The sequence below is a fragment of the Candidatus Villigracilis vicinus genome, from assembly GCF_016702885.1.
Taxonomy (GTDB): Bacteria; Chloroflexota; Anaerolineae; order Anaerolineales; family Villigracilaceae; genus Villigracilis; species Villigracilis vicinus.
In genome coordinates this window covers 465,657-485,054 of the sequence record NZ_JADJDD010000025.1, presented here as the reverse complement: position 1 = coordinate 485,054, position 19,398 = coordinate 465,657, and the positions used below count along the sequence as shown (strand labels likewise).

Annotated in this window: 24 protein-coding genes; 6 read left to right on the top strand and 18 right to left on the bottom strand. The window is 48.8% G+C overall.

All coding sequences use genetic code 11. The features are described 5' to 3' along the window. Positions 1–27: 27 nt before the first annotated feature. Complete coding sequence (locus IPG80_RS18240) at positions 28–780, bottom strand: hypothetical protein (RefSeq protein WP_345109943.1); 753 nt, start codon at positions 778–780, stop codon at positions 28–30. Continuing rightward, complete coding sequence (locus IPG80_RS18235; RefSeq protein ID WP_345109939.1) at positions 777–1,814, bottom strand: histone deacetylase family protein; 1,038 nt, start codon at positions 1,812–1,814, stop codon at positions 777–779. The genes IPG80_RS18240 and IPG80_RS18235 overlap by 4 nt, the downstream gene beginning before the upstream one ends. 46 nt (positions 1,815–1,860) lie before the next feature. On the opposite strand from IPG80_RS18235, the gene IPG80_RS18230 reads away from it, so the two are divergent. Continuing rightward, complete coding sequence (locus IPG80_RS18230; RefSeq protein WP_345109936.1) at positions 1,861–2,418, top strand: nitroreductase; 558 nt, start codon at positions 1,861–1,863, stop codon at positions 2,416–2,418. A 57-nt stretch (positions 2,419–2,475) separates the two neighbouring features. Here IPG80_RS18230 and IPG80_RS18225 read toward each other — a convergent pair whose 3' ends face one another. After that, positions 2,476–3,285 carry a DUF1684 domain-containing protein gene (locus IPG80_RS18225; protein WP_345109933.1) on the bottom strand — a complete coding sequence of 270 codons (810 nt, stop codon included), beginning with the start codon at positions 3,283–3,285 and terminating at the stop codon, positions 2,476–2,478. A gap of 2 nt (positions 3,286–3,287) precedes the next feature. Further along, positions 3,288–4,166: a glycerophosphodiester phosphodiesterase gene (locus IPG80_RS18220; RefSeq protein ID WP_345109930.1), complete on the bottom strand. Its 879-nt coding sequence runs from the start codon at positions 4,164–4,166 to the stop codon at positions 3,288–3,290. Between the two features lie 101 nt (positions 4,167–4,267). Between IPG80_RS18220 and IPG80_RS18215 the strand changes: the two genes are divergently transcribed. Further along, positions 4,268–4,486 carry a hypothetical protein gene (locus tag IPG80_RS18215; protein ID WP_345109927.1) on the top strand — a complete coding sequence of 73 codons (219 nt, stop codon included), beginning with the start codon at positions 4,268–4,270 and terminating at the stop codon, positions 4,484–4,486. Positions 4,487–4,609: 123 nt separating this feature from the next. Next, positions 4,610–5,011: a cytochrome c gene (locus IPG80_RS18210; RefSeq protein WP_345109924.1), complete on the top strand. Its 402-nt coding sequence runs from the start codon at positions 4,610–4,612 to the stop codon at positions 5,009–5,011. Between the two features lie 71 nt (positions 5,012–5,082). On the opposite strand, the gene IPG80_RS18205 is transcribed toward IPG80_RS18210, so the two are convergent. The 3 genes from IPG80_RS18205 to IPG80_RS18195 all read right to left on the bottom strand — a co-directional run bounded on the left by IPG80_RS18205 (position 5,083) and on the right by IPG80_RS18195 (position 6,309). Further along, positions 5,083–5,448 (bottom strand): response regulator, encoded by a 366-nt coding sequence (locus IPG80_RS18205; RefSeq protein ID WP_345109922.1) that lies wholly within the window; start codon positions 5,446–5,448, stop codon positions 5,083–5,085. Positions 5,449–5,558: 110 nt separating this feature from the next. Then, positions 5,559–5,924: a response regulator gene (locus tag IPG80_RS18200; protein ID WP_345109920.1), complete on the bottom strand. Its 366-nt coding sequence runs from the start codon at positions 5,922–5,924 to the stop codon at positions 5,559–5,561. Between the two features lie 19 nt (positions 5,925–5,943). Beyond that, complete coding sequence (locus IPG80_RS18195) at positions 5,944–6,309, bottom strand: response regulator transcription factor (protein WP_345109918.1); 366 nt, start codon at positions 6,307–6,309, stop codon at positions 5,944–5,946. 173 nt (positions 6,310–6,482) lie between these two features. On the opposite strand from IPG80_RS18195, the gene IPG80_RS18190 reads away from it, so the two are divergent. Further along, on the top strand, positions 6,483–7,622 hold the full coding sequence (locus IPG80_RS18190) for a serine hydrolase domain-containing protein (RefSeq protein WP_345109915.1): 1,140 nt from the start codon (positions 6,483–6,485) through the stop codon (positions 7,620–7,622). 69 nt (positions 7,623–7,691) lie between these two features. After that, positions 7,692–8,390, top strand: coding sequence for a VIT family protein (locus tag IPG80_RS18185; protein ID WP_345109913.1), 699 nt, complete (start codon positions 7,692–7,694; stop codon positions 8,388–8,390). A 52-nt stretch (positions 8,391–8,442) separates the two neighbouring features. On the opposite strand, the gene IPG80_RS18180 is transcribed toward IPG80_RS18185, so the two are convergent. The 7 genes from IPG80_RS18180 to IPG80_RS18150 all read right to left on the bottom strand — a co-directional run bounded on the left by IPG80_RS18180 (position 8,443) and on the right by IPG80_RS18150 (position 16,059). Continuing rightward, positions 8,443–9,486, bottom strand: coding sequence for a kelch repeat-containing protein (locus IPG80_RS18180; protein WP_345109911.1), 1,044 nt, complete (start codon positions 9,484–9,486; stop codon positions 8,443–8,445). Between the two features lie 42 nt (positions 9,487–9,528). Further along, positions 9,529–10,905, bottom strand: a complete 1,377-nt coding sequence (locus IPG80_RS18175; RefSeq protein WP_345109908.1) for a VWA domain-containing protein — start codon at positions 10,903–10,905, stop codon at positions 9,529–9,531. A 3-nt stretch (positions 10,906–10,908) separates the two neighbouring features. Further along, a complete protein-coding gene (locus IPG80_RS18170) occupies positions 10,909–11,613 on the bottom strand; it encodes a nucleotidyltransferase domain-containing protein (RefSeq protein WP_345109907.1) in 705 nt (234 codons plus the stop codon). 50 nt (positions 11,614–11,663) lie between these two features. Further along, positions 11,664–12,629: a MoxR family ATPase gene (locus IPG80_RS18165; protein ID WP_345109905.1), complete on the bottom strand. Its 966-nt coding sequence runs from the start codon at positions 12,627–12,629 to the stop codon at positions 11,664–11,666. An 84-nt stretch (positions 12,630–12,713) separates the two neighbouring features. After that, positions 12,714–13,502, bottom strand: coding sequence for an arylamine N-acetyltransferase (locus IPG80_RS18160; protein ID WP_345109904.1), 789 nt, complete (start codon positions 13,500–13,502; stop codon positions 12,714–12,716). Between the two features lie 2 nt (positions 13,503–13,504). Beyond that, positions 13,505–14,908: an aspartate ammonia-lyase gene (gene aspA, locus IPG80_RS18155; RefSeq protein WP_345109902.1), complete on the bottom strand. Its 1,404-nt coding sequence runs from the start codon at positions 14,906–14,908 to the stop codon at positions 13,505–13,507. After that, on the bottom strand, positions 14,905–16,059 hold the full coding sequence (locus tag IPG80_RS18150) for a glycosyltransferase family 4 protein (RefSeq protein ID WP_345109900.1): 1,155 nt from the start codon (positions 16,057–16,059) through the stop codon (positions 14,905–14,907). The genes aspA and IPG80_RS18150 overlap by 4 nt, the downstream gene beginning before the upstream one ends. Positions 16,060–16,070: 11 nt before the next feature. Here IPG80_RS18150 and IPG80_RS18145 point away from each other — a divergent pair, with 11 nt between their 5' ends. After that, positions 16,071–16,349, top strand: coding sequence for a hypothetical protein (locus tag IPG80_RS18145; RefSeq protein WP_345109898.1), 279 nt, complete (start codon positions 16,071–16,073; stop codon positions 16,347–16,349). A gap of 37 nt (positions 16,350–16,386) precedes the next feature. On the opposite strand, the gene IPG80_RS18140 is transcribed toward IPG80_RS18145, so the two are convergent. From IPG80_RS18140 to IPG80_RS18125, 4 genes are all read right to left on the bottom strand, one after another. Then, entirely contained in the window at positions 16,387–17,451 is a 1,065-nt protein-coding gene (locus IPG80_RS18140; RefSeq protein WP_345109895.1) for a radical SAM protein, read from the bottom strand. Positions 17,452–17,491: 40 nt separating this feature from the next. Further along, a complete protein-coding gene (locus IPG80_RS18135) occupies positions 17,492–18,442 on the bottom strand; it encodes an alpha/beta hydrolase (RefSeq protein WP_345109893.1) in 951 nt (316 codons plus the stop codon). A 109-nt stretch (positions 18,443–18,551) separates the two neighbouring features. Then, positions 18,552–19,046 carry a hypothetical protein gene (locus IPG80_RS18130; protein WP_345109890.1) on the bottom strand — a complete coding sequence of 165 codons (495 nt, stop codon included), beginning with the start codon at positions 19,044–19,046 and terminating at the stop codon, positions 18,552–18,554. A gap of 21 nt (positions 19,047–19,067) precedes the next feature. Then, a complete protein-coding gene (locus IPG80_RS18125; protein WP_345109887.1) occupies positions 19,068–19,355 on the bottom strand; it encodes a DUF1905 domain-containing protein in 288 nt (95 codons plus the stop codon). Positions 19,356–19,398 lie beyond the last annotated feature (43 nt).

Genomic DNA, 19,398 nt, shown 5'->3' with positions numbered 1-19,398 from the left:
AGCGGGAGTTTTTGATTCTTCGTAAAATTATGGCGCAGGCCATGGAATTTCAACCGACTCGGAAAAGCCGTGTTTTTCGACTGTGTACAACCTGCCCCATGAAGGCGCATTGCATCCGGCTTCGTCCTTGACTGTGTAGCTGGTTTCATATTGATCGGGATATGAATCTGTCCACCAGAGATAGGCGCCGTCCTGACAGACAAAAGCCTCAATCAGATAGCCGCGGTCATCGTCGGCGGTCATTTCAACCTGATCCCAGGTGATCGTCACTTCATCATCCTTGCGGGCAGCCTGAACATTTCTCGGCGGACCATACATATTGCTGCCAATGCGCAGCAGGTCGGGTTCGATCTTTTTAAGCGTGCTGATATCACCCGTGAGATCTACAACGGAAGGCGCAACCCAGCAGGAATAACTGAGCTTATCGAATTGGACGTAAAGCCAGTTGCTGTATAGCGCCCGGTAGCGAACTGTGCCCTTATCGCCCGCGAATAAATCAGCGGCGTGCAAATAGGCCACGGCAGGACCGTAACGGCAGTGTGCCTGTTTATTAACGGTTGCGATCGGTCCGGTGGCTTCGGCTGTAGCAGTCGTGGTGGGAGTGTCTGTGACTTCGGAAGTGGGTGTGAAGGCTGGAGTTTCTGTTGCGGGCTCTGGGGTAGCGGTGATGTATACAATGGCGGGAGTGTCGGTTGCAGTCGGTTCAACGGCTGTGGCTGGAGCGCCGCAAGAGACTAACGTAAAGATAGGAACAAATAATAGAGTGTGCCATTTTTTCATTTGAAATTCTCCAATAAAGTTTGAATATTGTGTCCAAGTGCTTCGTTGGCGTAGCCGCCTTCCATGATAATCGCTGTTGGCAGGTTTAATCCAGCGATACGGTTCCCAATTTCATGGAACCCGTTACGTGTCACCCGAAACATTCCGAGCGGGTCGCCGTCGAAAGCATCTGCGCCGAGGGATACAACAAGATAATCGGGGGCAAATGCGCGAATCATTTGCAAGGCTTCTTCCAAGGCTGAAAGATACGCTTCGTCTCCAGTGTCTTTTGGCAGCGGAAAATTCCTGTGAAAGCCCAAACCTGCGCCTGCTCCAATTTCCTCTGCAAAACCGATGTAATGAGGGTATTCAAAATCAGGATCGCCGTGGATGGAGATGGTCAAAACATCGCCACGCTCATAGAAGATATCCTGAGTGCCGTTGCCAGCATGATAGTCCACATCAAGGATGGCGGTCCTCCCTTTTTTTGAGAGCCAGTTTGCAGCCACAGCCGCATTGTTGATAAAACAATATCCACCTGCGTAATCCTTCCCGGCATGGTGACCCGGCGGACGGCATAACCCAAACGCTGAACGCTCTCCGTTGACTAATGCGGATGCTGCACTTAGGGCGCAATTTGCAGAGGCGAGTGCTGCCTGGTACGTCCCTTCCACAATGCAGGCAGAAAGGTCCATTATGTAATATCCGCCGCGTCCGCGCAAGGAAGTGGTTGGGCGGGCTTTTCGCCGCAATGCAAAGGTGGCAGGCAGGAAGGCGTGTTTTTCGGGTGCCGTTGCAACCTCGGGGTCTGATGCCAGCCACTCATCCCAGCATGAGGCGAGGAAGTTGATGTAGTCGCGGTCGTGTATTGCCAGGATCGGGTCAAGCCCAAAATCATTCGGTTGAATGAAGTCTGCCCACTGGGTTCGTTTGAGCGCGGTCAGAATTTGGTCCATACGGTCTGGGTTCTCAAAATAAGGTACCCGTATGCCGCCGTCGAAAACCTCAAAAGGCGGGTAATGGCTGCGATGGCTTTCGGAATAAAATATTTTCATGGTAAGACCATTTTACCCGCAAGCGTCTTTGAACCTGGAGGATTTGATGGAAATTTTTGAAGCAATACATGGAAGAACCACCGTTAGCAAAGTAAAGGCAGATGCACTTCCTCGTGAGTTGGTGGAACAATTATTAAGCGCTGGAGCACAGGCGCCGAATCACCACAAGGCGCGACCCTGGCGCTTTGTGGTGTTAACCGGGGATGGTCGTAAGAAACTTGGGGATATCATGTCCGCCTCTTTCGCGGACCGAAATCCTGCTGCGCCAGCCGAAGGCTTGGATAAGGTCCGGGCATTGCCGCTCCGCGCTCCCGTCGTCATTGCCGTTGGGGCAGATAAACCAGCGGACGAAAAAACGATCGAAGCCGAAAACCTTTCTGCAGCAGCAGCTGCCTGCCAGAATATTTTGTTGGCGGCACATGCTTTGGGGCTGGGTGCGATCTGGCGTACCGGTGAATGGGCGCGTGATGCGAAAGTGAAAGGATTTTTAGGATTTGCAGAAGACCAGCATATTGTCGCGTTTATCTATATCGGGCATCCTGATGTGATGCCGGAGCCCTACACGCGGGTAGGTTATGAAGACCGTGTAACCTGGGTGGAGTAATTCTAGATTAGAAATCAAAAAAGAGCAGCGGGATTTTCCCGCTGCTCTTTTTTGATCTTATTTCTTGAAAACCTTTTCGCCAACTTCGACGCGTGTTTTTAGTTTGTTCTCTTTGGGTGGAATAGGACAGCTGGCGAAGGCTGTGTAGGCGCAGGGCCAGTTTTCTGTCAGGTTGAAATCGAGGACGATCTCGTCGCCTTCAGGTTGTGGAAGGTAGAACCTGCGTCCACCGCCGTAGGTGGTGATGGTATTTGTTTCATCTTTGAAATTGAAAAGCAGTGTATCACCGCTTTCTTCTGCCTCGAGGGTACATTCAACGCCATTGAGCGTGAATTGAGCCTGCCCCATGAAAAACGTAGGGACTTCGGTGCCGATACCTTCAACACGAATGGTTGGCTTGGGCGGGTCATATCGGATGTACTTTGCGGTCACTTTGTAGGCAAGGTCAACGGGGTAATAATCGAAGCCTTTGAAATTCTTTTGGCTTTCAGAGTTGCGATCCCATATACGAACAAGCGTAGCTTCCCCACGGACGATGATCTTCATAGTGAGCTGACCAACTTCGAGCAGATCTGCCTGAGGTTCTTTATCGGTGCGAAGCGGGCGGGTATCAACGATGCCGTCGTTCATAGTCATTGCAGATTCGGCATGCACAGTAACCTGCCCATTCTTGAAGAGAAAATACCCGCAAATGGGCTGAGGAAATTTGGGTAGGGATATTTTCGCCTCGGCACTGTTGCCGAATGAGTTTTCACCTTCTTCCAGCCAGAACAAACCGACGAGGTTGATCCAATCCAATGGGTCTGATGCAACACGTGCATCCCGGCGTTTGCGCGCTTCGTTGATACTGCTTGAGTATTGGTTCATGTTTATCTCCCCAATACTTCCATCATAATATCCGGGCGGTCGGTGATGATGCCATCCACACCCCATTCGATTAGTTTGCGCATGGTTTCTTCGTCGTTTATGGTCCACGGCTCTACGGCAAGGTTGCGGGCATGTGCCGCGCGGACGAATCCCGGGGTCATGACGGTAATGCCGCCGGATGTTTCAGGAACTTGCAAAGAGTAAAACTTGGGGGAATAAAAACTGCCAAGGTAAGCTTTTGTCAGCAGAACAAAAAGCGTTGTTTCATTCTTTGCACTGGAAGTGGCGACCTCAGGACATTCGGCGCGAAATTCCTTGAGGCGTTCGTCGTGGAAGGATGCCGCCAGAATTTTTTCCTGCATGTTGTATTTTCGGATGAGGTCACAAAAAGGCTTTGCCATGGAGGTGTTGGTCTTTTTGATCTCAATGGTCATATGCTTGTCTGGAAAAGCTTGAAAGACTTCCTCTAGGGTGGTTACGGTTAGTTCCTGTCCGCGGTATGGAAAGGTCTTGCCTTCATCCGGTGACCAGTCGTAAGCGGCATCGAGTTTTTTGAGCTGGTTCAATGTCATGGATTCGATCTCACCGGATCCATTGGTTGTGCGGTCTACGGTTTCGTCATGCATGAGAACGAGAATGCCATCGGAAGTGATGTGGATGTCCATTTCGAGGACATCTACGCCTAGGTCTACGGCGTTTTGATAGGCAAATAATGTTTCTCCGGGCCAGACGCCATCCCCGCCTTGATGGGCGATGACAAGCGGCTCGTTCGATTTGTTGGAATAATATGGGTGCTGTGGCGCAGGTTTTGAAGTGAGGCGAAGAACAAGAAGTGCGAAGAAAATAAGGACTACGATGATTTGCCAGGGTTTAAGTTTCATTGAGACTCCGGAACAGAATTGGGCAATTTTACCCTTAGAATTGACACTCTCCATATTTTCACTTATAAGTGTCGCAGGTAAAAAAATATACGGAGGCAAACATGCTTGCATTACGCTTACTGTCTGAAGGTGTTAGTGAAGGACCGAATACTGAGCTTTTGATGATCCTCATGGTTTTGTTGGGTTTTTTCGCCCTGTCCATTATTGTTGGTTGGGCGTTTGGCTCGAGAAAGCAAAATCAGGTCGAGGCGAAGGAGGAAGCCGTGTCGGTAAAAAAGAAAGCGGCCGAAGACCAACATAAAGGTAGCAGAAAAAAATAACCGCGATTATTTTTTTGGAAATCCGCCTATAGATGTCATGTGATTAATGTAACTAATGTCACAGTGCTTTTTTTCACAAAAAAACTATAATATCAGCCGATAATAATCAACTGGAGGTATACGATGAAGAAAGTCTTTTTTGGTTTGTTGGTTTTGGCTTTGAGCGCCATTGTGCTCGCGGCTTGTGGTGGTGGTTCCAGCGCGACTGCAATTGCCACTGTTCCTGCTGATTATGCAGGGGCTGTCAGCCCTTTGGGTGCTGATGCTGCAACAGCTGGTGCTGAAGTTTTCAAGACCAATTGCGAATCCTGCCACGGACCTCAGGGTCATGGCGATGGTCCTGCGGGTGCGGCACTTGACCCCACTCCTAAGAACCTTCCTGAACTTGCTGCCCAGGTCGGTGATGATTTCCTGTACTGGCGCATTAATACAGGTAAGGAAGGCACTGCCATGGTTGCCTGGAAGGGTGTTCTGACCGACGAACAGATCTGGCAGGCGGTTGCTTACATCCGCACGCTTAAGTAAGTCGATTTGATCAAAAAAAAACACGCCTCAAATCTTGAGGCGTGTTTTTTTGATTTCGTTCTGTGTTGTAATTAACTTTCCAAGGCTTCAAGTATCTTGTCTTTTAATTCGCCGGGGTGAAAAGGTTTTGTCAGGTAATCTGTAGCTCCGGCACCAAAAGCGACGGCACGGCTGTCGGAGTCATCCAAGGCTGTAACAATGATGATGGGGGTGCGGGTGAAAAGGGGTTCTTCCCGCAGCATACGGCACAAACGGAAACCATCTGGCTGGGGCATCATCAGGTCGAGCAGTAGCAGGTCTGGTTTTTCCTGTTTGGCAAGCTCAATAGCTTTTGAGCTGTCGTTCGTGGCTACCGTTTCAAAACCGTCTGCTTTGAGAAGCTTTTGGAGCAATTCGATAACTAATTTATCGTCATCAACCATCATTATTTTTGTCATGCGTTTTGCCCTGAAGAAGAATAAATCCTGAAATGAAATTTGAAAAGCTTCGCCTATGATACTTGCAGCAGGGATTAAACACAAGTCACAAAAAGTATAATTTAACCGGGTTACTCCGCTAATAAATCGTTGATCTGATGGATAAGTATTCTGGGGAGAATTGGTTTGGTTACGAACTGGTCTGCGCCTGCATGGAGGGAATCTCGCTTTGTGCCTTCGTCGCTTAGGGCAGAAACCATCATAACCTTGATGTGTTTCAAGTGCGGGTTGGACTTGATCAATTTGCAGATGGCAATCCCATTTATTTCTGGCATCATGATATCAAGCAAGACAAGGGTGGGCATTAGATCTTCTACCACTTTAAGTGCATTCCGGCTTTCGTGAACAGAATGCACTTCGTGTCCTTCCATTTGTATGATAGCTTCCAGTAACTTTATCGTTTCAAAGTCATCGTCAATTACCAATATTTTTGCCATGCCAATCTCCTTGGTGTGTTTATTTATCTTCACCGATCAATTCAACGATCTTTGCCGCCAATTCGTCCAGGTTAAAGGGTTTCGCCAAATACCCATTTGCGCCAAGCGTGGTTGCACGGCTATTGCTGTGATCCAATGCAGTAATAATGAGGATCGGGGTTTTGGCGAATTTTGGATTGTCGCGCAACATACTGGTGAGGGTAAAACCATCTGGCGGAGGCATCATAATATCCAGGATAAAAAGATCTGGTTTGATCTGCTCCGCGGTGGAAACGGCTTTTGCGCTTTGGTTGATCGCTGTGATCTGGTATCCTAACGACGATAAATAACGTCCCAGGAGGGTGGTTACCTTTTCATCATCATCCACGATTAAGATTTTTGCCATTTATTCAATTCCTATCTAAGACTTTTGCTTGATTTAAATATTATACCCTCTGCAGTATGAATGAAGGTTTACGGCAAGGTAATTTCAATGCAAGGTATTCCCGTTATAATGGCGGCTCGCAGATGGAGATTTGAATATTTGACAGGTCTTTTGACCGAAGATAAGGAACCCAGATGAGCCGAAAAACATTACTTTTAGCCCTGATTATGATATTTGCCCTGGCTTGTGGAAGTGTCCCAGCGGGGGAGGATCAGGCAGAAGAGGAAGTGCAGGTTATTGAGGAGGAGCCAACTGCTGGTGCTGATGGCGGCGTGACGTCTCCGGAGATCGATAACTTAATGGCAGGATATTCCGACGGTCCTGGCGGCGCGGTTATGGTTATAAAAAATGGTGAGATCGTCCATCAAAAAGGATACGGTTTTGCTGACGTGGAAAATGGTGTGCCGATCACGATAGATACAGTTTTCCATTTGGGCTCGGTGGGGAAGCAATTTACAGCATTGGGCGTTATTATGCTTGAAGAGCAGGGGTTGTTGACATATGACGATCCGATCGGAATGCATTTGACTGAATTGGAATGGATGGGCAGCGATGTGACAATTCGGCGTCTGTTGCACCATACATCTGGAATAATGGGATATGACGATAGTGACGAGATCTATAATGCGCTGGTGGCGTCTTCTGATAGACCGTCAAACGAGGATTTGTTGAGTGTGTTGGCAGAACAGGGTGGCATGCTTACCGACCCCGGTGAGGAATATAGTTACAGCAACACTGGCTACGATATTCTTGGTGCTCTAATCGAACGGCTTTCTGGAGAGAAGTATCCGGTGTTCATGGAAGAAAGCATCTTTGGACCGTTGGGAATGACAAGCACATTTGCTGTTCCGAACGACGAGCGTTTAAATGGTGAAAAAGTGGCTGAAAGCTATTCTGTTGATGGTGTTTATGAGCCCGATGTATTGGATGCTTTGAATGGTTCAGGGAGTATTTACTCCACTCTTGGGGATCTATATCTATACGACCAGGCATTGTATACCGATACATTGGTCGCTCAGGATTCGTTGGCGGAGGCTTTTGTCTCTGGAGTTCTTGATAATGGGGATGAAACGGCTTATGGCTTTGCTTTTGACCTTGGCGAATATGCAGGTGAAACCTATGTAGGTCATTCTGGCGCATGGCTGGGCTTCGAGTCTTATTACCTTCGTTTTCCAGAAAAAGAATTGACGGTGGTCGTATTGTTGAATTTGGATTATTCACAGGAAGGCGCAGAGGGGATTGCATTCTCGGCAGCAGACCTGTACTTGAAGTGACCTGGGCGTTAATATGCACTAGAATGAATGTGGATGCAGAGCGATTTGCATAACAAAAGGAGGCATACAGTGCCTAAAACTCATTTCGAGCGACATTATGCCGATAGGATCGGCTGGTTGCGTGCTGGGGTACTAGGCGCAAATGACGGGATCGTTTCAACGGCAAGTCTGGTGGTGGGGGTGGCTGCGGCAAGCGCAGTGCGCGGTGATGTTCTTGTGGCTGGTATCGCAGGGCTGGTGGCAGGAGCCATGTCCATGGCGGCGGGCGAGTATGTTTCGGTCAGTTCGCAGTCCGATACTGAGAAAGCCGATCTGGCACGCGAGAAAAAGGAATTGGAGACAGATGACGCGGGGGAACGCCGTGAACTTACCAATATTTATATTCAGCGCGGGCTGGAGCCAGAGTTGGCAAAAAAAGTTGCCGATCAGCTCATGGCAAAAGATGCCTTGATGGCGCATGCCCGTGATGAACTCGGGTTAAACGAGATCCATACAGCTCAACCGATTCAGGCCGCTTTGGCTTCGGCGTTATCGTTTGCTGTAGGCGCAATCCTGCCTTTGCTGGCGGTGTTGTTCGCCCCATCTGAAATGATGATCTCAATTGTTGTAGGAAGTTCCCTTGTATTTCTGGCGATCATGGGGGTGGTGGCAGCGAAACTAGGTGGAGCGAATATGTGGGTGGGCGCTTTGCGCGTCACTTTCTGGGGATTGCTTGCCATGCTGGCAACCGCCCTCGTTGGAAGACTCTTTGGAACGTCAGTTTCGTGATCTATCTGGAAGTTATACAAAAAGAGGCGGCAATCAGCCGCCTCTTTTGGATTCATTTGCATTCACTTACACAAGCCCAATTCTCTCCATTCCATTCCCATGTATCGTTGAGAATGATGTTTGGAGCGTTTGATCCGCCGGTCAGAACGATCACGGAGCGTTTGGGATCATATGCCATGGCAGGGTACGCTCTGGCAATCGGGGCGTTCCCTGCCAGTTTTAGCCATTCTATACCATCCCATATCCAGGTGTCGTTCAGGGGTTTGAACTTGTCACTAGCGTCTGCGCCTCCAAAAAGAACGATATGCCCGAAGACAGAGTCGAATACAGCGCGGGCTCCTTCCCGTTTTGAAGGTCCGTTTACAGCGATTTTTTCCCAACCAAGACCATTCCATATCCAGGTGTCTGAATAGGTGATAGATTTTTCATCTTGAACGCTGCGCCCGCCAAAAAGAAAAACATTTTGATGGGTTTGATCGTATACAAAGCCTCCCGGGAAGCGCGGCTCAGGGGAGCTTTGTGCTGGAATTTGTGTCCATTGATTTCCATCCCATTCCCAAATATCGTTCATTAACTTGCCAGATTGACTGCCGCCGAACAGGATGACTTTATTGCGGGCGGTATCAAACGTTGTTCCCGCTGCTTCTCTTGCACCCGGACCTTCCACCGGGAACTGAGTCCAGTTACGCCCATCCCACTCCCATGTGTCGTTGTAGTTTCGTTCTTCGGTTAAACCGCCGTATAGAACGAGTACATCGCGTTGAGAGTCATATGCGATGCTTGCATAATTTCGCCAGCGTGGACCCTTTTCTTCCGAGCTTAGCAATGACCATTGGCGTCCGTTCCAACTCCATAGCTCCAGAGGGTCACTGCCCAACTTGCCGCTTTCTGGTCCACCATTGACCAGGACAATCCGCCCAAGCCCTTCATGGTAGAACATATCATGCCACACCCCCAGGTGGAGGGAATTATCCGGGATCGACGTATTGGTTGGCGCAATCGTGGGGATTGGGGTAGGCGCTGGAGTTGGTGCGGCGCAAGCGCTCAGAGATGCGAAAAGCAAGATCGCTCCCAAAAATTTTGATAACCTTTTCATTTGTCTCCTGTGTACGAGGCCCGACTAGAGGAGGTTCGTGAATCATCCAGTCATTAACTCATCTACTGCATTTGCCAGCTCGCGTAGATTGCTGACCTTAAGCACATTATTACACAGGGGTGCATATTTTTTCATGTCACTATCCCCATTCCACATGTAATCGGGTTCGGGGTTGAGCCAAATGGTACGGGTGGCACGGCGTGCCATCGTCGAAAAAATATCAATGCGCGGATCGTTGTAATTATTACGCCCATCGCCGACGATGAGCAAGGTGGTGCCACTGTTGAGTGTGTCCATGTATTCTTTGTTGAAATCATTGAGCGACCAGCCCAGGTCGGTGTTGTAATGTCCGCTTGGCATACGCCACAGCACAGATTGGATCGCCTCATCCGCATTCGTGCCGGTGAAATCTTCCGAAATGGATTCAAGATGGTCGATGAAGGCAAAGGCGTGCGTCTTGCGTACTTGTCCTTGCAGAGCGAATAGAAAGCTCAACATCAACTCCGAGCAAAAACGCATCGAGGTGCTGACATCACAGATCACTACAATTTTGGGCTTGCGGATCTTGTCGCGGTGTTTGATCTCCATCGGCACACCTTGATATTTCAAATTCGCGCGGATGGTTGCCTTCGGGTCCATTTGCCCGGTCTTCATTCTCTTTTGACGCAAGGCAATTCTTGTGCGCAAAGCAGCGGCGAGGCGTTTCACTTCACGTTGTAAAACTTTTTTGTCCGAATCGGATAACGCCTGAAACGGACGGTTCATCAAGTTCTCGATATTTTCGCCGCGCGGGCGTTCGCTCATATTCTCAGCAATACGCTCACCGGCAAACTGCTGCATCTGTTCCTGCATCCCTTGCATATTCTGCTGGATCATCTCGCGGATCTGCTCCACGCGCTCGCGGTTCATGCCCATCTGTTGCAGTTGTTCCATCAACTCACGCATCGCCTTTTGCACTTCAGGGAATGCCATCGCGCGCATCATGCGTTGGGTCATCCAGTTTTGATATTGGAGATTATCCGCCTGATTCAAGCCGACAAGTTGTCCCAGCGCCTCCAACTCCGCACGGGAAAGTGGATCGCCATTCATCAGCCTTTCCATGCGTTGACGAAGATTCTCCGCGAAATTCTTCAACGCCTCAGCCAGCATCTGAATCTCTTCCGGCGACAGGTCATCGGATGGGTTGCCGCCCATCTCCGGCGGAGTCCCTGAGCCGAAGAAGAGCGGGAAGAGTTTGTCAAAAGTGGAGAGGTCTTTCACATCTTTGATCAAGGTCGCGCGAAGAGACAGCCGAAACGACTCGCGGTCTTGAATGCCCATCAGATCCACTGCCGAAAACGCCTCGGCAGATTCGGCGAGTGACACGCGCACCCCGCTGGCGCGCAAGGCTGAGATCAATTGGAGGATGCGAGATTCCATAAATTACATTCCTTCCCAAACTGCGGTCAGAATTTGCAGTTGTGGTTCTACCTGTAAGGCAAGGTCTTGAACAAGGTGTGTCTCACTCAATAATCCCTTAATGCAATTGTTGAGGGCTTTTTGTAGTTCGTTCTTTTCGAGGGTTATGACGAAAGTATCTTTGAAGGCATCCAGAACTTCTTTTGGAAGCGCGTCGTAGCCGCGACCATTATTGCTTGGAAGCCCCAGGCGCAGGCAGGCGAGGTTTAGCGCGTAATCACGAGTACTGTGGACCCAATATTCAGCTTGCCATAATTTTCCTCGCTCGATACAAAAGCGTGCGCGTAAAGCATGATGTACAGCGTAGCCGAACAGGTCACGTGCGGCGGGAGGCGGGTTGTATGGCTTTTCAACGGCACTTCCAAAGAGTAATTTGAACTTCGGACCCGTGGCGCCGAATTTTGATGCGGGTGTAAATGAGAGGTCGAATTGCAAACAACCAGGTAACAGAAACACGCGATAAATGGATGCTCCGCTCGGCAGGTCGAAAAGATGAGCCGCGTTGAATTTCTCAACGATCCGGTCTGTCCAATCTTCCAACACATCGAGTTGATTGAACTCGTCCGCCACTGCAAAGGTCAGGTCGAGGTCAGACCAACGGTCGCCTTCGCTTAATGCAAGCGAGCCGACAACAGCACCTGAAGTGATGCGGTTATCTGTGTCTGCCATACCAAGTATGAAATTACATACTTGGTCGCGATAATCCACGCTGAACATGATCAATTCCCGGAGAATTTACCAAAATCATCCGCAGGTGGGCGTTGCTTCGGGTTTTGCGGCGGACTCATCAACTGCCGCTTTGCCTTTTGTAGATCGGCTTCATGCTTCAATAAAACAGAAAGCGTATCTTCCAAAACATCCTTATCCAAATTTGTTGCGTTCAATGCCACGAGTGCATTTGCCCAATCCAAGGTTTCACTGATGGATGGAGATTTACGCATATCCGCTTTGCGGAGTTTCTGCACGAATTCCACGGCTTGTTGCGCCAATTTGGGATTTAGATTCGGAACCTTCAAATGCACGACCGCCAGTTCCTCTTGCAGACTTGGGTAATCCACGAACAGATACAAGCAGCGACGCTTCAACGCCTCGGAGAGTTCGCGGGTATTGTTGGAAGTCAGCACAACAACAGGTTTATGTTTCGCAACAAGCGTTCCGAGTTCCGGCACCGAGACCTGGACGTCAACCAAGATTTCCAAAAGGAAGGCTTCAAATTCCGCATCGGCACGGTCAATTTCATCAATGAGAAGAACTGTTGGTTTCTCGCTCAAAATCGCCTTCAATAACGGACGTTGCAGCAAAAAGCGCGTGGAGAAAAAGACATCTTCTTCCTTCGCCAGTTTGTCTGCGGCTTCGCTCAAAGATTCGGCTTTGCCAAGCGTGTCGTTCAATTTATCGCGCAGTAATTGCGTGTAAAGCAATTGCTTGGAATATTCCCACTCATACAATGCCTTGGATTCATCCAGCCCTTCATAGCACTGCAAGCGGATGAGTTCACGCCCCGTTGCAGAGGCAATGGCTTTTGCCAATTCCGTCTTGCCTACACCTGCGGGACCTTCCGCCAGCAAAGGTTTGCCTAATTTTTGGGCGAGGTAGACGATGGTTGCGATCTCATCCGAAGCGATGTAATTTTGCTTTGAGAGTTCGGTTTTTACGGTCTTGGTTGAATCGAAAATTGTGCTCATATGTCTCCTCAGGGTCTATCTTACTTGGACGATGCGACGGTCGATTTTCTGACGGGCGCTCCCGGTCCAATGTGTATTTTCATCTTATTTAGATGGATGGAGATGCAGGTCGATATTGAAATATTCTTTCAATGCAGCGTGGAACTCATCTTCGGATGCCAGTATTTTCTCTTCCCTTGTACCATTTTTCGTCACAATCAACTTGAGATCAGACAAGGAAAACCGCCCGCTTTCAGTGGCGCGTGAACAAACCCGCTTCTGTGTAAAATGTGAAGCGGGTGAAGTCTGGTGATACTGGCACATGCCCTCATATTCATTCATTTGATGCGGATTCAATGTGAAGCGATACTGCGGCTGCATGTTTGGGTTTTCATCCAAATTATTCTGCTCGGATAAGACCAACGCATCACGCTTCGCGTCCGCCGACAATTGATACGACATGCCGCCCTGCCTTTGCTCTCCCCGAAAGTTGACTCGCAACGGCTCCTGGAAAGAATCTCCAAAACCAACATCCACAAGATAGTCTTCATCTATATGAACAAGTAAGGTCATATGATCGAATTCAGGACCAAACCCGCCGTCGTCTGTGATCACGCCAGCGGAAAGCATTTCCACTTTGTAGCCCAGTGAACGCAACAGCCACGCAAACAGACCGTTCAATTCATAACAGAATCCGCCGCGATTCTGCTCCACGATCTTTTTGTATAACGCCTCTTCATTTAGCAAAATCGGCTGTTTGTAATGAACGCTCAAGTTTTCGAAAGGGACCGTCCGCATGTGTGCTTTTTGCAGTGCTGACAAATTTTGCAGATTCGGCTCCAGTGAACCTTGGTATTCAATTCTGGTTAAGTAGGTTTGAATATTCGTTGCCATGTTTATTTCTTGATCCAGCGCGGCTTGGTTAGCACTTCGGGTTTAAGAATTTCATCCAGTTCTGCCTTTGTCAGCAGACCGCGTTCCAGCACGATCTCGGTCACGCTTTTGTTGGATGTGTACGCTTCTTTCGCCACTGAACTTGCATTCTCATACCCAATAAACGGATTCAACGCTGTGACGATTCCCACCGAGCGGGTCATGTGCTCGTTCAGTCTTTCTTCATTGGCAGTGATGCCCTTCACACAGCGTTCCGCTAAAGTGACACAGCCGTTACGCAAATAGATCAGGCTGTCAAAGAGGCTGCGCGCGATGATCGGCTCAAAGGCATTGAGTTGCAACTGCCCGCCATCGGCTGCAAAAGAGACGGTGACGTCATTGCCGATGACCATAAACGCAATTTGATTAACCACTTCCGGAATGACGGGATTGACCTTGCCGGGCATGATGCTCGAACCCGCTTGAACGGCGGGCAGGTTGATCTCGCCGAATCCAGTTCGAGGTCCAGAAGAAAGGAGGCGCAAGTCGTTGCATATCTTTGAAAGTTTTACCGCCACACGCTTAAACACACCTGAAAGCTGCACGAACGAGCCAACGTCTTGAGTCGCTTCCACGAGATTTCCCGCGGTAATGTATTCAATACTAGTGATCTCGCTGAGATATTTTCGCGCTAATGACGCATACTCGGGGTGGGCATTGATGCCTGTGCCGATCGCGGTTGCGCCGAGGTTCATTTCTTGAATGAGTAATGCCCCTTCGCGCAGACGTTGTTGGTCTTCTTCGAGCATCACAGCATAGGTGCTGAATTCCTGCCCAAGAGTCATGGGCACTGCATCTTGTAATTGAGTGCGTCCCATTTTTAGCAAGTCTTTGAACTCTTCAGCCTTGGCTGCAAAGGCGAGACGCAACACTTCCATGCCTTCGATGAGGTCGTTGATCAAAAATCGCAAAGCCACTTTCACTGCCGTTGGGTACACGTCATTCGTGCTCTGGCTTAGGTTGACATGCTCCAGTGGGTGTAAAAATTTATACTCCCCGCGTTCATGCCCAAGGATCTCCAGCGCGCGATTGGCGATGACTTCGTTAGCGTTCATGTTTGTGGAAGTACCCGCGCCGCCTTGAATCACATCCACGACGAATTGGTTATGCAAACTTCCGGCACGAATTTCCTTGCAGGCTTTGATGATCGCGTTCGCATTTTCTGTGTCGAGTAATTCCAATTCCAAATTTGCTTTTGCGCAAGCTTCCTTTACACACGCCAGGGCATTTACGAGGCTGGGGTAGTTGCTGATCGGAATTTTACTGATGGGGAAATTTTCCAAGGCCCGCAAAGTGTGAACGCCGTAATACACTTCACGTGGGATTTCACGTTCACCTAATAGATCGTGTTCAAGTCGATGCTTCATGATTTAACTCCAAGACTTGCGTAGATGTGTATATTTGCCAGCAATTCTTTTTCAAGCGTAAATCGATTCAGTGCAGCTTCTCTCGCAGCCCTGCCAATGGTTTCCCTTTTTTCAGGCTGATTCAATGCCACAGCCATTTTCTCTGCCAGCTCCTGTGCATCATTCACGTTCACAAAGAATCCATTTACATCATCTTCAACGATATCCAACACACCACCAACTGGTGTGGCAATGACGGTTTTTCCGCATGCCATGGCTTCGAGAACAGCATTGGGCATGCCATCCCGCAGTGAGGGATGCACGAAAACGTCCATCAAGGAATAATAAGCAGGCAGGTCTTTGTGGGGAACATGTCCAGTGACCGTAATGGGTAATTTAGGATGGGTGCTTTTGAATTCTTCAAATACCTTTTTATCTTCACCTTCTCGTATCTCGCCAACGACGAGCAGGGAAGCTGGCATGATTTTTGCAAGTTGCGCGTAGCCAAAAAGGAGAGTTGCTAGTCCTTTCTTTTCGCGTAGTTCCCCAACAAAGCCGATAACAAACCTTCTTTCTTCTTTCTTCTTTTCATCCACCAAGCCCAGTGCCTCCGCTAAAATATTATTCCTCTCCATCGGCTTGAATTTATCTGTATCAATCCCATTAGGGATGATATGAATATCGCGGTCAATGAATGCCTTTGCTTTTTTTGCTAGCTCACTGGCATTGGTGGTCACGGCGTTTGCGTTTTGCAGGGCATACATCACATGCGAGAATTTGCTTGGGTCGAAGGCGGCGCGTTCAATATCGTTTCCGCGAATGGAGACAACGCTGGGAATGCCTAGATATTTCCCGGCATAGGTGCCGACGAATCCTGCCATAGGCAGGAAGTAGGCATGGATCAGATCGAACGACTCGCGCTTATGTTCTTCCACGATCAACTCGAACCAATCGACCAAGGTGTCATCCACACGTTTGTGGGCGCCAAAACGGGTTACATGAACCCCGCCAGAGCGAAGAGTCTGTTTGATGGCGGGTGGCAGGTTCGAGCTTGGGGCAAAGAGGCGCACATCATGTCCAGCCGCAGATAACGAATCCCCCAATCGTCCTGTTGAGATTGCGAGACCTCCAATGTCTGGTGTATACTTTTCAGAGAGCAAGGCAATTTTCATGAGGTGTCTCTATGGCGAAATGTGAAATGGTTGTTGGTTATCTGGTTCCGCATCGTTGTGAAAATCCTGCATTGGGAACATGCGTTAAGTGTGGACGCGGGTTTTGCGATGAACATACGAATGCCACAAAAGAAGGACGTATTTGTCTTGCCTGTCAGCAAGGCTTGGAAATGCCCGTGGCATTGCCGATCGCTGCTTCCACGTTTACGCCTGCCGACATGTTATTGTTTGGCTCCACCAGCGCTATGAATGATAACGACACGGACGATATGTTCTCTGATCTAAGCTGACTTCCATAGGAGCGACTCGCAAAGTCGCTCCTATGATTTAATACGGACCAATCATCTCCCAGATCTTTTTGTTTTCATCAATAAAATCGTCGCAACGTTGACATGGCTTGAGAGAGGGCGGGTGCATCTTCAAGCGGACTTGACGATATGCGTCACCTTCCCATACTTCTTTGAAAGACTTATGAATGATATTTCCCAACGGGGGGATTTTTTCGCGAGTCATGCAACAAACATACACATTGCCGTTGAAATCGATCAGCGTATGTGACCAGGGTGCATAACAGGGATGCTTTTCATAAAAGCCGAAAGCATATCTTCCGGCGCGTCCCAAGCGGACCTCGGACTCGTCTCGCCCAAAGGGAAAAGCATCTTCATCCGAAACGATCAGACCTAATTCAAGCGCGCGTTCGGCAATACGCGGCGCGACCTCGTTGTTGAACTTTTCGATATCCTTCTTGCGCATGGATAGGATCTCGCCGCAATGGTCGTCCACAGGGATTAAATTGATTCCGTCCGCGCCGAGTTCGTGAGCCAGGTCTGGGAGGGTGGCGAGACTTTCGTAATTGGTGCGGCTGACCACGGTATTGATGCGGATGGTTAGTTTGCCTTTATGCTTATAACGATTGAAGAACCCGACAGCTTTGGTGGTTAACTTAAAGGCGCCTTCCACGCCGCGAATCTTTTCGTGCATTTTGCGGATGGGCGAGTCGATGGAGATATTCACCCCACGCAGACCGGCTTCCACCAATTGTTTGGCTTTTTCTTTGGTGATGAGTGTGCCGTTGGTGGTCATGGTCACTTTGATACCGAGCGACGATGCCAATTCCACAAAATCGGGGATGTGCGGGCGCAGCATTGGTTCGCCGCCGGAAATGTGAATTTTCTTCGTGCCCATCTCTGCCAGCTCGGTGATGACTTCTTTGAATCGGTCTGCGCTGACGGGCGGTTCGCGGGTCTCGCGCCAATGGTTGCACATCTCACACTTGAGATTGCAGCCGTAAAAGACCTTGAACTTAACATAAAGCGGCTTGAACGGACGCGCGTTCAAAACCGCTCCTTTGAATTCTTCTTTTTCGTTGGCGATCGTATCGGAGTTATGCATAACGGTAAGTTATCGCAATTGTATCATCCGTATTTTGAGCTCAACCGATCAGGTATTTTTTAAGTGCGTCGATCTGCGACTTTCGGAATTCTTGAACAATGGATAAGTGTTGATCGATCACATCGAATCCATGAAAGGCGCCTTCGACGACATTCAGGTCACACTCGATACCCGCTTCTTTCAAGCGTTGAGCATACATCATATCTTCTTCGTAAAATACATCCAATGTGCCTACGCCGATCCATGCTGGCGGCAAACCGGTAAGGTCTTCGCGACGGGCGGGTACGGAATATGCAAGGTTCTCATCGGCTCCATAATGTTCCCCGAGATATGATTCCCAGCCGAAGCGATTGCTCTTTTGGCTCCATGCCGGGCTGTTGCTATCGTCAATGTCTCTGTGCAGGGCAGTTCTATCATCCAGCATGGGATAGGTAAGCAATTGAAAAACAGGTGTTACTTCTTTGCGGTCATGCGCCAATTGCGCCAGCGAAGCAGCCAACCCGCCCCCGGCGCTGGTGCCGCCAATCGCAATTCGGGTTGTATCGAAACCGAACGACTCTGAATTTTGCTTTATCCATATCAAGGCTGAATAGCAATCTTCAAGCCCGGCTGGGAAGGCGTGTTTGGGAGCGAGGCGATAGTCTACCGAAACGATGCTGATGCCCAACTCACGCACAAATTGGATGCAAATCGTATCTTCCATTTCGGGTTTGCCGATGATGTACCCGCCGCCATGGATCCAGAGCAGGACAGGAGTATTCGTTTGATTTCCTTTTAGGTGATAAATTCTTAATCGGATCTTCGACTTTTCATCTTTCCCCGCAATAAATATATTTTCAATGGATACTTCGGCTGGGGCTTTCGGACCGGGTATCAGTGCTATACCTAAACGGATCAGCCAAAGATTCATTTTATTGTAATTAATAGCAGGGATCTTTTTTAATGCGTCTTGCAAGTCCGGGTGTGTTTTTGAAACTTTATTTTCAGTCATTACCGATACGCCGACCTCAACTTGATTTTATCGTCTTCTGTGAACTTGTCCGTATTGACGGGCATAACGATAATTTAAATAATTGTATCATCCGCAGTATGCGGATCGGTTATTCCAAACTTTCGAGCCAACGTTTGTTATCATCTGCTTTGACGGCTCGTTCTGCTTCATGAATGAGCATATTCAGACTTCGTCTGCGCCGGAAAGGGGCGTTGGCAGGTAGATAGGAATCTGGCAATGGGGTTGGCTGATTGTTTAACGATACATTGAAACAGGGTGAATGTTGTTGGATAAGCTGCCGCTCAGAAGCATTTAAGTCATTCCCAATAGCGTCGAACATGGAGAATTTTGAACTCAATAATTCAACTGTGAAACTCATCGACCTGGGCCAGTTACACCAGATAAAACGCCCGACAATGGAATGCCCTTTGAAGCCATTGAGTAAATGCTCCCAGACGCGCTCAAACGCAAGATGTGACTGCCCAATATAAAAGACAACCTCTTCGTCTCGGAATAGGTAAAGGTCAAATTTCTTCCAGGCTGAGGGACATTCCGCGATCAGCAGGAAGCGTTTGAGTGGGACGATGATTTTGTCAGCGATCATGGTGGCAGGTAGTGAAGTAGGTTACAAATTTAATTCAAGCTGTAACTTTATTTCATCATCTTCTTTGAGATTTTCCGCTTTTTGTGCGCTCATGCGGATGGGTACAAGATAGCGTCCATCTTTTGGGAAGAGCGATGTTTTCCACTCGGTTTTGCCCACCCTTACTACAACTGGAATTACGCCCCAGCCATACGTCACCAACTTGGAGACAGATTTGATATCAGCGCTTTGTTTATCCGGCACAGCTACAAAAAGATAAGGAGCCGGTCCGCGCCATTGGAAGATCTTGCCTTTGAATTCGATGACCATGTTTATAGTATATCAAACGCTTTAAAGAGACCGCTGACCATAG

Coding starts and splice junctions, on each gene's coding strand:
- IPG80_RS18170 (WP_345109907.1), bottom strand. CDS start 11,613: ATGGCAGACACAGATAACCGCATCACTTCAGGTGCTGTTGTCGGCTCG.
- IPG80_RS18210 (WP_345109924.1), top strand. CDS start 4,610: ATGAAGAAAGTCTTTTTTGGTTTGTTGGTTTTGGCTTTGAGCGCCATT.
- IPG80_RS18200 (WP_345109920.1), bottom strand. CDS start 5,924: ATGGCAAAAATATTGGTAATTGACGATGACTTTGAAACGATAAAGTTA.
- IPG80_RS18230 (WP_345109936.1), top strand. CDS start 1,861: ATGGAAATTTTTGAAGCAATACATGGAAGAACCACCGTTAGCAAAGTA.
- IPG80_RS18135 (WP_345109893.1), bottom strand. CDS start 18,442: ATGACTGAAAATAAAGTTTCAAAAACACACCCGGACTTGCAAGACGCA.
- IPG80_RS18205 (WP_345109922.1), bottom strand. CDS start 5,448: ATGACAAAAATAATGATGGTTGATGACGATAAATTAGTTATCGAATTG.
- IPG80_RS18130 (WP_345109890.1), bottom strand. CDS start 19,046: ATGATCGCTGACAAAATCATCGTCCCACTCAAACGCTTCCTGCTGATC.
- IPG80_RS18160 (WP_345109904.1), bottom strand. CDS start 13,502: ATGGCAACGAATATTCAAACCTACTTAACCAGAATTGAATACCAAGGT.
- IPG80_RS18190 (WP_345109915.1), top strand. CDS start 6,483: ATGAGCCGAAAAACATTACTTTTAGCCCTGATTATGATATTTGCCCTG.
- IPG80_RS18165 (WP_345109905.1), bottom strand. CDS start 12,629: ATGAGCACAATTTTCGATTCAACCAAGACCGTAAAAACCGAACTCTCA.
- IPG80_RS18145 (WP_345109898.1), top strand. CDS start 16,071: ATGGCGAAATGTGAAATGGTTGTTGGTTATCTGGTTCCGCATCGTTGT.
- IPG80_RS18150 (WP_345109900.1), bottom strand. CDS start 16,059: ATGAAAATTGCCTTGCTCTCTGAAAAGTATACACCAGACATTGGAGGT.
- IPG80_RS18140 (WP_345109895.1), bottom strand. CDS start 17,451: ATGCATAACTCCGATACGATCGCCAACGAAAAAGAAGAATTCAAAGGA.
- IPG80_RS18225 (WP_345109933.1), bottom strand. CDS start 3,285: ATGAACCAATACTCAAGCAGTATCAACGAAGCGCGCAAACGCCGGGAT.
- IPG80_RS18180 (WP_345109911.1), bottom strand. CDS start 9,486: ATGAAAAGGTTATCAAAATTTTTGGGAGCGATCTTGCTTTTCGCATCT.
- IPG80_RS18235 (WP_345109939.1), bottom strand. CDS start 1,814: ATGAAAATATTTTATTCCGAAAGCCATCGCAGCCATTACCCGCCTTTT.
- IPG80_RS18125 (WP_345109887.1), bottom strand. CDS start 19,355: ATGGTCATCGAATTCAAAGGCAAGATCTTCCAATGGCGCGGACCGGCT.
- aspA (WP_345109902.1), bottom strand. CDS start 14,908: ATGAAGCATCGACTTGAACACGATCTATTAGGTGAACGTGAAATCCCA.
- IPG80_RS18175 (WP_345109908.1), bottom strand. CDS start 10,905: ATGGAATCTCGCATCCTCCAATTGATCTCAGCCTTGCGCGCCAGCGGG.
- IPG80_RS18195 (WP_345109918.1), bottom strand. CDS start 6,309: ATGGCAAAAATCTTAATCGTGGATGATGATGAAAAGGTAACCACCCTC.
- IPG80_RS18220 (WP_345109930.1), bottom strand. CDS start 4,166: ATGAAACTTAAACCCTGGCAAATCATCGTAGTCCTTATTTTCTTCGCA.
- IPG80_RS18240 (WP_345109943.1), bottom strand. CDS start 780: ATGAAAAAATGGCACACTCTATTATTTGTTCCTATCTTTACGTTAGTC.
- IPG80_RS18215 (WP_345109927.1), top strand. CDS start 4,268: ATGCTTGCATTACGCTTACTGTCTGAAGGTGTTAGTGAAGGACCGAAT.